This window comes from Butyrivibrio fibrisolvens, assembly GCF_023206215.1.
Lineage (GTDB): Bacteria > Bacillota > Clostridia > Lachnospirales > Lachnospiraceae > Butyrivibrio > Butyrivibrio fibrisolvens_C.
Genome location: NZ_CP065800.1, coordinates 1,454,734 through 1,467,818 on the forward strand (window position 1 = coordinate 1,454,734; position 13,085 = coordinate 1,467,818).

Genomic DNA, 13,085 nt, shown 5'->3' on the forward strand with positions numbered 1-13,085 from the left:
TTCTCCGCTTTTTTATTCTTGAATTTATTTCTTGTATTTTATTCTTGAATTTATTTCTTGTATTTTATTCTTGAATTTATTTCTTGTATTTTATTCTTGAATTTATTTCTTGTATTTTATTCTTGGACTTATTTCTTGTATTTTATTCTTGGATTTATTTCTTATATTTTATTCTTGGATTTATTTCTTATATTTTATCATTGGATTTATTTCTTATATTTCATTCTTGAATTTAAATCTAATATTATATTCTTATATTTTTTATCTTTTGTTTGGATATTTCTGTTGTCAAAAAATATTCTTCAGCTCTTTTACCAAAAAAATCATTTGACATTTGTATAGATTTGCATTATGATGGAAAATGCACTTATTGTGGAGTGAAAGGCCTTATTATGCCCTTTTGTAAAAATGGTATAGATGCAGGCCGGAAGCTCTTTTCATTAAATCCAAAGAACGGGGTGAATGTCAATGGAAAAGTACAGAATACATCCTACTGGTTCAGACAAAAATGTCCGCATGAGTTTTCAGCGCCAGAAGGACACCCTCGAGATGCCCAACCTCATTGAGGTCCAGAAGAACTCCTATCAGTGGTTCCTGGATGAGGGTCTCAAGGAAGCCTTCGATGATATCTCTCCAATTGAAGATTACAGTGGTAAACTGAGTCTTGAATTTGTAGACTTCAAACTCTGCGAAGATGAAGTTAAGTATTCTATCGAGAAATGTAAGGAGAGAGATGCTACATATGCAGCTCCTCTTAAGGTTAAGGTACGTCTTCACAATAAAGAAAAGGACGAGATCACAGAACATGAGATCTTCATGGGCGATCTTCCTTTGATGACTGCTACTGGAACTTTTGTTATCAACGGTGCAGAGCGTGTTATTGTATCACAGCTCGTTCGTTCACCTGGTATTTATTATGATATTACATATGATAAGCTTGGTAAGAAGCTTATCGCATGCACAGTTATTCCTAACCGTGGTGCATGGCTTGAGTATGAGACAGACTCTAATGATATATTCTATGTTCGTGTAGATCGTACACGTAAGGTACCTGTAACAGTACTTATACGTGCTCTTGGTATAGGTTCTAACGAAGAGATCATCGATCTGTTCGGTGATGAGCCTAAGCTCCAGGGTTCCTTCTCCAAGGATCCTTCTACAGACTATCAGTCAGGTCTTCTTGAACTTTACAAGAAGATCCGTCCCGGCGAGCCTCTTTCTGTTGATAGTGCAGAGTCACTTATCAACGCTATGTTCTTCGATGCAAGAAGATATGATCTTGCTAAGGTTGGCCGTTATAAGTTCAATAAGAAATTACACCTTAAGAATCGTATAGGTGGACAGATCCTTGCTGAAGATGTTGTTGATGAGACAACAGGCGAGATGCTTGCTTCAGCCGGAACTAAGGTTGACAGAGCTCTTGCTAAAGAGATTCAGGATGCAGCTATACCTTATGTATGGATCCAGACTGAAGAGCGCAACATCAAGGTTCTTTCCAATATGATGGTAGATCTTACTCACTATGTTGACTGCGATCTTGAGCAGCTCGGCATCAATGAGGATGTTTACTATCCAGTACTTAAAGAGATTCTTGATGAGTATGCAACCAAGGATGATGCCGAAGGTCTTGCTGAGACTATTCTGGCACGTAAGAATGATCTTATTCCTAAGCACATCACTAAGGAAGATATCATTGCATCCATCAACTACAATATGCACGTAGAGTACGGCATCGGCCACAGTGATGATATCGATCACCTTGGTAATCGTCGTATCCGCTGCGTTGGTGAGCTCTTACAGAACCAGTACAGAATCGGTCTTTCAAGACTTGAGCGTGTTGTTCGTGAGCGTATGACTACTCGTGATGCAGAGGAGATTTCCCCTCAGACTCTTATTAACATTAAGCCTGTACAGGCTGCTGTTAAGGAGTTCTTTGGATCATCACAGTTGTCTCAGTTCATGGATCAGAACAACCCTCTTTCTGAGCTGACTCACAAGAGACGTCTTTCTGCACTTGGACCTGGTGGTCTTTCAAGAGATCGTGCCGGATTCGAGGTTCGAGACGTACACTATACTCACTATGGTCGTATGTGTCCTATCGAGACACCTGAAGGTCCTAACATCGGTCTTATCAACTCTCTGGCATCATATGCAAGAGTTAATGAGTACGGATTCGTTGAGGCACCTTATCGTCGTGTAGACCATACAGATGCAGAGAATCCTGTTGTTACAGATGAGATCACATACATGACAGCAGATGAGGAAGATAACTATCATGTAGCTCAGGCTAATACTCCTCTTGATGCTGAAGGTCACTTCATCCGTAACAGCGTTTCAGGTCGTTATAAAGAAGAGACTTCTGAATATCAGAAGAATCTTATTGATTATATGGACGTATCACCTAGAATGGTATTCTCAGTTGCTACAGCCCTTATTCCTTTCCTTGAGAACGATGATGCTAACCGTGCGCTCATGGGATCAAACATGCAGCGTCAGGCAGTACCGCTTCTTACAACAGATGCTCCTGCAGTTGGTACAGGTATGGAGCAGAAGGCTGCAGTTGACTCAGGTGACAGCGTTGTTGCCCGTAAGGCAGGTACAATTGATTTTGTTGATTCCAAAATCATACGTATGACTTATGATGATGGTGAGAAGGAAGAGTATCACCTCATTAAGTTTATGAGAACCAACCAGTCTACATGCTATAACCAGAGACCTATCGTTGATAAGGGCGAGCATGTAGAAGCAGGACAGGTTATCGCGGATGGTCCTTCAACATTCCATGGTGAACTTGGTCTTGGTAAGAACCCTCTTATCGGATTCATGACATGGGAAGGTTACAACTACGAAGATGCTGTTCTTCTTTCAGAGCGTCTTGTACGTGATGATGTATTCACTTCAGTTCATATTGAAGAGTATGAAGCAGAGGCACGTGAGACTAAGCTTGGACCGGAAGAAATCACTCGTGATGTTCCTGGTGTTGGTGACGAAGCATTAAAAGACCTTGATGAGAATGGTGTAATCCGTATCGGTGCAGAGGTTCGTGCAGGTGATATCCTTGTAGGTAAGGTTACTCCTAAGGGAGAGACAGAGCTTACAGCTGAGGAGAGACTCCTTCGTGCGATCTTTGGTGAGAAGGCAAGAGAAGTTCGTGATACTTCCCTTAAGGTTCCTCACGGTGAGTACGGTATCATCGTAGATGCTAAGGTATTTACAAGAGAAAATGGTGATGAGCTTTCACCTGGTGTTAATAAATCAGTCCGCATCTATATCGCTCAGAAGAGAAAGATCTCTGTAGGTGATAAGATGGCTGGCCGTCACGGTAACAAGGGTGTCGTTTCACGTGTACTTCCTATCGAAGATATGCCATATCTTCCTAACGGACGTCCGCTTGACATCGTGTTGAACCCTCTAGGCGTTCCTTCACGTATGAATATCGGACAGGTGCTTGAGATTCACCTTTCACTTGCTGCAAGAGCTCTTGGCTTTAACGTAGCAACACCTATTTTCGATGGTGCTAACGAGAAAGATATCCAGGATATGCTCCAGATGGCTAATGACTATGTCAACATGACATGGGAAGATTTTGAAGCTGCATATAAGGATGTAGTAATGCCTGAGATCATGAAGTATCTGTATGATCACCGTGATCACAGAGAACTCTGGAAGGGTGTTCCGATCACTACAGACGGTAAAGTACAGCTTCGTGATGGACGTACAGGTCAGAAGTTCGATGGTAAGACAACAATCGGACACATGCACTACCTCAAGCTCCACCACCTTGTTGATGATAAGATCCATGCTCGTTCAACTGGTCCTTACTCTCTTGTTACACAGCAGCCTCTGGGTGGTAAAGCTCAGTTTGGTGGACAGCGTTTCGGAGAAATGGAAGTTTGGGCACTGGAAGCTTACGGTGCTGCATATACTCTTCAGGAGATCCTTACAGTTAAGTCCGATGATGTAGTAGGTCGTGTAAAGACTTATGAAGCTATCATCAAGGGTGATAACATTCCTGAACCTGGTGTTCCGGAATCATTCAAGGTTCTTCTCAAAGAGCTTCAGGCACTTGGTCTGGATATCCGTGTTATGCGTGAAGATAATACGGAAGTTGAGATCATGGAGTCTATTGATTACAGCGATTCTGATCTTAGATTCGAGATTGAAGGCGAGAACCGCAGAAACTTCGAGGATGAGTCTCTCGAAGCTAATGGATTCTCAAAGCAGAGATTCGATGAAGAGAGCGGTGAGCTTGTAGCAGACGAAGATGACTTTGCAGAAGGATTCGATGATTTTGATGCTGCTATCGATGCACAGGCAACAGATGGTGACAACGAATAATCCAGGTAACTACAGTTGATAAGTTGAAGGCATGCCCGCCTTTTGGGGCGGGCATCGGACAAGGAGAATATAAGCATGTCAGATTCAACAATGAATAAAGCAATCAATGAGGCTTCCAGCGGAAGATCTACTCTTACGCAGCAGTATCAGCCGATGACATTTGATGCAATTAAGATTGGTCTTGCTTCTCCGGAGAAGATTCGTGAGTGGTCACATGGCGAAGTTACAAAGCCTGAGACCATTAACTACAGAACCTTAAAGCCGGAACGTGATGGCCTTTTCTGCGAAAGAATTTTCGGACCTACAAAGGACTGGGAATGTCACTGCGGAAAATATAAGAAGATTAGATATAAGGGCGTTGTTTGTGATCGCTGCGGAGTTGAAGTAACTAAGTCTTCAGTTCGTCGTGAGCGCATGGGTCACATCGAGCTTGCAGCTCCTGTTTCCCACATTTGGTATTTCAAGGGAATCCCTAGCCGTATGGGTCTTCTTCTTGATATATCACCAAGAGTACTTGAGAAAGTCCTCTATTTTGCTTCATACATAGTTCTTAATCCGGGAGAAACAACTCTTGAGTACAAGCAGGTTCTCTCTGAGAAAGAATATCAGGATGCCAGAGAAGAGTTCGGCAACAAGTTCCGTGCAGGAATGGGTGCTGAAGCTATCAAAGAGCTCCTTATCGATATCGACCTTGAGAAAGATTATGCAGAGCTCAAGGAAGAAGTTGAGACATCAAGCGGACAGAAGAGAGCTCGTGTCATCAAGAGACTTGATGCAGTAGAAGCTTTCCGTGAGTCAGGCAATGATCCAAGCTGGATGATCATGGATTGTATCCCGGTTATTCCTCCGGATCTTCGTCCTATGGTACAGCTCGATGGTGGACGTTTTGCAACATCTGATCTTAACGATCTGTATCGTCGTATTATTAACAGAAACAACCGTCTTAAGAGACTTCTTGAGCTCGGTGCTCCTGATATCATCGTTCGTAACGAGAAGAGAATGCTTCAGGAAGCAGTAGATGCTCTTATTGATAACGGTCGTCGTGGACGTCCTGTTACAGGTCCTGGTAACCGTGCACTTAAGTCACTTTCAGACCTTCTGAAAGGTAAGTCAGGTCGTTTCAGACAGAACCTTCTTGGTAAGCGTGTCGACTATTCCGGCCGTTCCGTTATCGTAGTTGGTCCTGAACTTAAGATTTATCAGTGTGGTCTTCCTAAGGAAATGGCTATCGAGCTGTTCAAACCTTTCGTTATGAAAGAGCTTGTATCCCGCGGAATCTCACAGAATATAAAGAATGCCAAGAAGCTTGTTGAGCGTCTTGATGAGCAGGTTTGGGATGTACTTGAAGATGTTATCAAAGAGCATCCTGTTATGCTTAACCGTGCTCCCACACTTCACAGACTTGGTATCCAGGCATTTGAGCCTATCCTTGTAGAAGGTAAAGCTATTAAGCTTCATCCTCTTGCATGTACACCTTTCAATGCTGACTTTGATGGTGACCAGATGGCTGTTCACCTCCCACTTTCAGTAGAAGCTCAGGCAGAGTGTCGTTTCCTTATGCTGCTTCCTAACAACCTGTTGAAGCCTGCAGATGGTGGCCCTGTTAACGTTCCTACACAGGATATGGTACTTGGTCTTTACTACCTTACACAGGAGCGTCCTGGTGCAAAGGGAGAAGGCAAGTTCTTCAAGTCAGTAGATGAAGCTGTTCTTGCATATGAGAACGATGTAGTAACTCTTCAGTCTAAGGTATACGTTCGTGTATCCAAGACTCTTGCTGACGGAACAGTAGCTTCCGGCATAGTACAGAGCACTGTAGGACGTTTCATGTTCAATGAGATGCTTCCTCAGGATCTTGGATTTGTAGACAGATCAAAGCCTGAAAACCTTCTTAAGCCAGAAGTTGACTTCATGGTTGGTAAGAAGCAGCTCAAGCAGATCATCACAAAGTGTATCAACGTGCATGGTACATTCAAGACTGCTGAAGTTCTTGACTACATCAAGGCAACAGGTTATCACCTCTCTACAAGAGCTGCCATGACAGTTTCAATTTCTGATATGACAGTACCTCCACAGAAGCAGGAGATGCTTGATGAAGCTCAGAAGACTGTTGACCGTATCGCTGCTAACTACCGCCGTGGTCTTATTACAGACGAAGAGCGTTATCGTGCAGTAATCGATACATGGATGCAGACCGATAAAGAGCTTACTAAGTGCCTTCTTGAAGGTCTTGATAAATACAACAACATATTCATGATGGCTGACTCCGGTGCCCGTGGTTCTAACCAGCAGATCAAGCAGCTGGCTGGTATGCGTGGACTTATGGCTGATACAACAGGTCGTACAATCGAACTTCCTATCAAGTCAAACTTCCGTGAAGGTCTTGACGTTCTGGAGTATTTCATGTCAGCTCATGGTGCTCGTAAGGGCCTTTCTGATACAGCTCTTCGTACAGCCGATTCAGGTTACCTTACACGTCGAATGGTTGATGTATCACAGGAACTTATTATTCGTGAAGTTGACTGTTCTGCAGGCAAGGAAGAGATTCCTGGAATGACAGTACGTGCTTTCATGGATGGAAAAGAAACTATCGAGCCATTGTCAGATCGTATCACAGGACGTTTCTCATGCGAGACTATCAAGGACGCAGAAGGAAATGTACTTGTTAAGAAGAATCATATGATCACACCAAGCCGTGCAGAGAAGATCCTCTCTGTAGGTGTAAATGCTAAGGGTGGTCCGATCGAGGCAGTAAAGATCCGTACAATCCTTACATGCCGCAGCCACGTTGGTATCTGTGCTAAGTGTTATGGTGCTAACATGGCAACAGGTGAAGCAGTACAGGTTGGTGAAGCAGTTGGTATCATCGCTGCTCAGTCAATCGGTGAGCCTGGTACACAGCTTACTATGAGAACATTCCATACCGGTGGTGTTGCCGGCGGAGATATCACACAGGGTCTTCCTCGTGTAGAAGAATTGTTCGAAGCACGTAAACCTAAGGGACTTGCTATCATCTCAGAGCTTGATGGTCAGGTAGAGATCCGTGACACTAAGAAGAAGCGTGAAGTTGTCGTTACTAATGACGAGACAGGTGAATCAAAGGCATATCTTATCCCTTATGGTTCACGTATCAAAGTTCAGGATAAGCAGACAATTGAAGCCGGTGATGAACTTACAGAAGGTTCTGTAAATCCTCACGATCTTCTCAAGATCAAGGGTATCCGTGCAGTACAGGATTACCTTCTTAGAGAGGTACAGAGAGTATATCGTCTTCAGGGTGTTGATATTTGCGATAAGCATATCGAAGTTATCGTACGCCAGATGCTCAATAAGGTTATGATCGATGAAAGTGGAGATACTAACTACCTTCCTGGAACACTTGTAAACGTTCTTGACTTCGAGGATGACAATGAAAGACTCATCTCAGAAGGTAAGAGACCTGCAGTAGGTAAGCAGGTAATCCTTGGTATCACCAAGTCAGCACTTGCAACAGATTCCTTCCTGTCAGCCGCTTCCTTCCAGGAAACAACTAAGGTTCTGACAGATGCAGCTATCCGCGGTAAGGTTGATCCGCTTCTTGGTCTTAAAGAGAACGTTATCATCGGTAAACTTATTCCTGCTGGTACAGGTCTTAAGAGATATCGTGACGTTGGTCTTAATACAGACGAACACTTCAAGGATCCTGCAAGAATGATTCTTCGTAAACAGCCTTCAGTAAGCAGAGCTGCCTTCGAAGCTGAAAGTGATATTGATGACAATATCGCTATCGAAGAAACTGTTACTGTAATGGATGATGACGAATAAATCAGTTCTGTATTGACAATATTGCATTAAAATATTATAATATCGAATTGTGTGAAAATACGGAAAGGGGAACGTATGTCCTCTTTCCGTGTTCGCACGTTGATATACACATTTCAACAGGAGGTAAAAAGAATGCCAACATTTAACCAGTTAGTCAGAAAAGGTCGTCAGACATCTGTAAAGAAGTCTACTGCTCCTGCTCTTCAGAAGGGTTTTAACTCTCTTCACAAGAAGGACATAGCTACAGCTTCTCCTCAGAAGCGTGGTGTCTGCACAGCTGTTAAGACAGCAACACCTAAAAAGCCTAACTCAGCTCTTCGTAAGATCGCCAGAGTGCGTCTTTCAAACGGCATCGAGGTAACATCCTATATTCCTGGTGAAGGTCACAACCTTCAGGAGCATAGCGTTGTTCTTATCCGTGGTGGAAGAGTTAAGGATCTGCCTGGTACAAGATATCACATTATCCGTGGTACACTTGATACAGCCGGTGTTGCAGATCGTAAGCAGGCTCGTTCCAAGTATGGCGCTAAGAGACCTAAGGCCTCAAAGTAATTTAGTAACAAAAAATATTAAGTGTTGGGTTCTTTGAACATATAGTAATATAAATGATCAAACGAGCTTGCAGTTAAACTCGGACTGAACATACGGCAGTCAAAGTAATACAGCAGTAGAAGCTTTATCAGTTATATTAGTAAGTTTTAGGAAAACCGCACGAACACTTAATGCATGCGAGGCACTTGTGCACAAGTTGCCGTAGAAAGCCCCGCAAGTGAGTACCTATGATTTATTAACTAATAAGGAGGGAAGAACCGTGCCGCGTAAAGGACATATTGTAAAACGTGATGTACTGGAAGATCCAATGTACAACAGCAAGGTTGTAACAAAGCTTGTAAACCAGGTTATGCTGGATGGCAAGAAAGGTGTTGCACAGAAGATTGTATACGGAGCTTTCGCACAGGTTGAAGAGAAGTCTGGAAAGCCAGCTCTCGAAGTATTTGAGACAGCTATGAATAATATCATGCCTGCACTCGAAGTAAAAGCTAGACGTATTGGTGGTGCTACATACCAGGTTCCGATCGAGGTTAGACCGGACAGACGTCAGGCCCTGGCTCTTCGCTGGCTTGTACTGTTTTCACGTAAGAGAGGCGAGAAGACTATGATCGATCGTCTCGCTGGCGAGATTATGGATGCTTCTAACAATACAGGAGCAGCTGTAAAGCGTAAGGAAGACATGCACAAGATGGCAGATGCAAACAAGGCTTTCTCACACTACAGATTCTAATTATATATTCTGTTATAGAACGTTGTTTGCAATCATTTAGGAGGAAGAACCATTGGCTAAAAGAGAATATCCATTGGAGAGAACCAGAAATATAGGTATCATTGCTCATATCGATGCTGGTAAAACAACATGTACAGAGCGTATCCTCTATTATACTGGTGTTAACTACAAGATTGGTGAGACACACGACGGCGCTTCTACCATGGACTTCATGGAACAGGAGAGAGAGCGTGGAATCACAATTCAGTCTGCAGCTACAACATGCCACTGGACTCCACAGGAATACGGCAAAAAGATCGCTGGTGCTCCTGAGTATCGTCTTAACATTATCGATACTCCTGGTCACGTAGACTTCACAGCAGAAGTTGAGCGTTCACTTCGTGTACTTGATGGTGCAGTTGGTATCTTTGATGCTAAGAACGGCGTTGAGCCACAGTCTGAGAACGTATGGCGTCAGGCTGACACATACGGCGTACCACGTATCGCATTCATCAACAAGATGGATATCGTTGGTGCAAACTTCTACCACGATCTGGATATGATCCGTGATCGTCTTGGTAAGAACCCGATCGCTATCAATATCCCGATCGGTGCTGAAGATACTTATGAAGGACTTATCGATCTCTTCGAAATGAAAGCTTATTATTTCAAGGGTGAGAAGGGTGCTGATGAAGATTGTGAAGAAATCCCTGAGGAACTCAAGGATCAGGCTGAAGAGTGGCACAACAAGATGGTTGAGCAGATCGTAGAGCTTGATGAGAACCTTATGGAGAAATACCTTGAAGGCGAAGAAGTTACTACAGCAGAGCTCAAAGCAGCTCTTCGTAAGGGAACAATCGCTTCTGAGGCAGTTCCTGTATGTAACGGAACAGCTTACAGAAACAAGGGTGTTCAGAAGCTTCTTGATGCAGTTATCGAGTATCTTCCTGCTCCTACAGATGTACCGGACGTTGAAGGTACAGATATGGAAGGAAATGAGATCACATGTAAGTCTACAGAGGATGGCCCTCTTGCAGCTCTTGCATTCAAGATCGTATCTGATCCTTTCGTAGGTAAGCTTGCATTTATCCGTGTTTACAGAGGTATCCTCAAGTCAGGATCTTATGTACTCAACTCAACAAAGGATAAGAAGGAACGTGTAGGTCGTATCATGCAGATCCATGCTGATAAGCGTACAGAGATCCAGGAAGCATTTGCTGGTGATATCGCTGCAGCAGTTGGTTTCAAGGATACAACTACAGGTGATACAATCTGTGATGAGAACAATCCTGTTATCCTCGAGTCTATCGAGTTCCCTGATCCTGTTATCGAGCTCGCTATCGAGCCTAAGACAAAAGCAGGCCAGGCTAAGCTTGGTGAAGCTCTTGGTAAGCTTTCTGAAGAAGATCCTACATTCCAGGTACACACTAACCACGAGACAGGTCAGACTATCATCGCTGGTATGGGTGAAGTTCAGCTGGAAGTTATCGTTGACCGTCTCCTTCGTGAGTTCAAGGTTGAGGCTAACGTAGGTGCACCTCAGGTTGCATATAAGGAAGCATTCACAAAGGCTGTAGATATCGAGTCTAAGTATGCTAAGCAGTCCGGTGGTCGTGGTCAGTATGGTCACTGTAAAGTTAGATTCGAGCCTATGGATGCTAACGGTGAAGAGCTTTACAAGTTCGATAACGAAGTTGTCGGCGGTGCTATTCCTAAGGAATTCATCCAGCCTATTTCTGATGGTATCGAAGAGGCTATGAAAGCCGGTAGTATTGCTGGATTCCCTGTTGTTGGTATCCACGCAACCGTATACGACGGATCATATCATGAAGTCGATTCATCTGAAATGGCATTCCACATTGCCGGATCTATGGCATTCAAGGATGCTATGGCTAAGGCATCACCTGCACTTCTTGAGCCTATCATGAAGGTTGAGGTTACAATGCCTGAGGAATACATGGGTGATGTTATCGGTGATATCAACTCCCGTCGTGGCCGTGTAGAAGGTATGGATGACATGGGCAATGGTAAGATTGTTCGTGCATACGTTCCTCTTGCTGAGATGTTCGGTTATGCAACAGACCTTCGTTCTAAGACACAGGGTCGTGGTAACTACTCAATGTTCTTTGAGAAGTATGAGCCAGTACCGAAGAACGTTGCTGACAAGGTTATCTCACAGTACAAGCAGGCCTAAATTAAGCAAAAAAGCTTGAATTTGCGCCGATTATCGAATATAATCGTTTATAGTCGGTGCTCAAAATATTCAATAACAATAATGATAATGTTGTTACACATTCATTTAAGGAGGACTTAAAAAATGGCAAAGGCACATTTTGACAGAACAAAGCCGCATTGTAACATTGGTACAATCGGACACGTTGACCACGGTAAGACAACTCTTACAGCTGCTATCACAGCAGTTCTTGCTGACAGACAGGGTGGCGAAGCAGTAGCTTTCGATCAGATCGATAAGGCACCTGAAGAAAAGGCACGTGGAATAACAATTTCATCTGCTCACATCGAGTATGAGACAAAAAACAGACACTATGCACACGTTGACTGCCCTGGCCACGCTGATTATGTAAAGAACATGATCACTGGTGCAGCTCAGATGGATGGCGCTATCCTCGTTGTTGCTGCTACAGACGGTGTTATGGCTCAGACAAAGGAGCACGTTCTTCTTGCTCGTCAGGTAGGCGTTCCTTACATCGTTGTATTCATGAACAAGTGCGATATGGTTGATGATCCTGAACTTCTTGACCTTGTTGAGATGGAGATCAGAGACCTTCTTAACGAGTACGAGTTCCCTGGCGATGATACACCTATCATCCGTGGTTCAGCTCTTAAGGCTCTTGAGGATCCTAAGTCCGAATGGGGTGACAAGATCGTTGAGCTTATGGATACAGTTGATTCTTATATCCCTGATCCTGCTCGTGAGATCGACAAGCCTTTCCTTATGCCTGTTGAGGACGTATTCACAATCACAGGTCGTGGTACAGTTGCTACAGGCCGTGTTGAGAGAGGTCAGCTCCACCTTAACGACGAAATCGAAATCGTTGGTATCAAGGAAGAGACAAAGAAGTCAGTTGTTACAGGTATCGAGATGTTCCGTAAGACTCTTGACTACGCTGAAGCTGGTGATAACGTAGGTATCCTTCTTCGTGGTGTAGATCGTACAGAGATCGAAAGAGGACAGGTTGTAGCTGTTCCTGGAACAGTTACTTGCCACAAGAAGTTCACAGCTGAGGTTTACGTTCTTACAAAGGATGAAGGTGGACGTCATACTCCTTTCTTCAACAACTATCGTCCTCAGTTCTACTTCAGAACAACAGACGTAACAGGTGTATGTAACCTTCCTGAAGGTACAGAGATGTGCATGCCTGGTGACCACGTAACAATGACTATCGAACTTATTCACCCTATCGCTATGGAGCAGGGTCTTACATTCGCTATTCGTGAAGGCGGACGTACAGTAGGTTCAGGCCGTGTTGCTACAATCATCGAGTAATTGTATATAACCTGAATTTATACGGCTTTCGGAGTTTTCTCCGAAAGCCGTTTTTTAGTATTGGTCGATTCAGTTTTTAATATTGGTCGATTCAGTTTTTAATATTGGTCGATTCACTTTTTTAATATTGGTCGATTCACTTTTTTAGTATTGGTCGATTCAGTTTTTTAGTAT

At 43.5% G+C, this 13,085-nt stretch carries 6 protein-coding genes; all 6 read left to right on the forward strand.

What is annotated here, in order from left to right; all coding sequences use genetic code 11:
- The first annotated feature begins 468 nt into the window (after window positions 1-468).
- The 6 genes from I7804_RS05920 to tuf all read left to right on the forward strand — a co-directional run bounded on the left by I7804_RS05920 (window position 469) and on the right by tuf (window position 12,911).
- Window positions 469-4,338, forward strand: a complete 3,870-nt coding sequence (locus tag I7804_RS05920; RefSeq protein ID WP_022754391.1) for a DNA-directed RNA polymerase subunit beta — start codon at window positions 469-471, stop codon at window positions 4,336-4,338.
- A gap of 90 nt (window positions 4,339-4,428) precedes the next feature.
- Window positions 4,429-8,142, forward strand: a complete 3,714-nt coding sequence (gene rpoC, locus I7804_RS05925; RefSeq protein WP_051211764.1) for a DNA-directed RNA polymerase subunit beta' — start codon at window positions 4,429-4,431, stop codon at window positions 8,140-8,142.
- Window positions 8,143-8,274: 132 nt separating this feature from the next.
- Entirely contained in the window at window positions 8,275-8,694 is a 420-nt protein-coding gene (rpsL, locus tag I7804_RS05930; protein ID WP_022754389.1) for a 30S ribosomal protein S12, read from the forward strand.
- Between the two features lie 259 nt (window positions 8,695-8,953).
- On the forward strand, window positions 8,954-9,424 hold the full coding sequence (gene rpsG, locus I7804_RS05935) for a 30S ribosomal protein S7 (protein WP_022754388.1): 471 nt from the start codon (window positions 8,954-8,956) through the stop codon (window positions 9,422-9,424).
- 52 nt (window positions 9,425-9,476) lie between these two features.
- Window positions 9,477-11,597 (forward strand): elongation factor G, encoded by a 2,121-nt coding sequence (gene fusA, locus I7804_RS05940; protein ID WP_022754387.1) that lies wholly within the window; start codon window positions 9,477-9,479, stop codon window positions 11,595-11,597.
- 123 nt (window positions 11,598-11,720) lie between these two features.
- Window positions 11,721-12,911 (forward strand): elongation factor Tu, encoded by a 1,191-nt coding sequence (gene tuf, locus I7804_RS05945; RefSeq protein WP_248405449.1) that lies wholly within the window; start codon window positions 11,721-11,723, stop codon window positions 12,909-12,911.
- Window positions 12,912-13,085: the final 174 nt, after the last annotated feature.

Excerpts from the sequence above, each read along its gene's own strand:
- rpsL (WP_022754389.1), top strand. The coding sequence starts at position 8,275 with ATGCCAACATTTAACCAGTTAGTCAGAAAAGGTCGTCAGACATCTGTA.
- tuf (WP_248405449.1), top strand. The coding sequence starts at position 11,721 with ATGGCAAAGGCACATTTTGACAGAACAAAGCCGCATTGTAACATTGGT.
- I7804_RS05920 (WP_022754391.1), top strand. The coding sequence starts at position 469 with ATGGAAAAGTACAGAATACATCCTACTGGTTCAGACAAAAATGTCCGC.
- rpoC (WP_051211764.1), top strand. The coding sequence starts at position 4,429 with ATGAATAAAGCAATCAATGAGGCTTCCAGCGGAAGATCTACTCTTACG.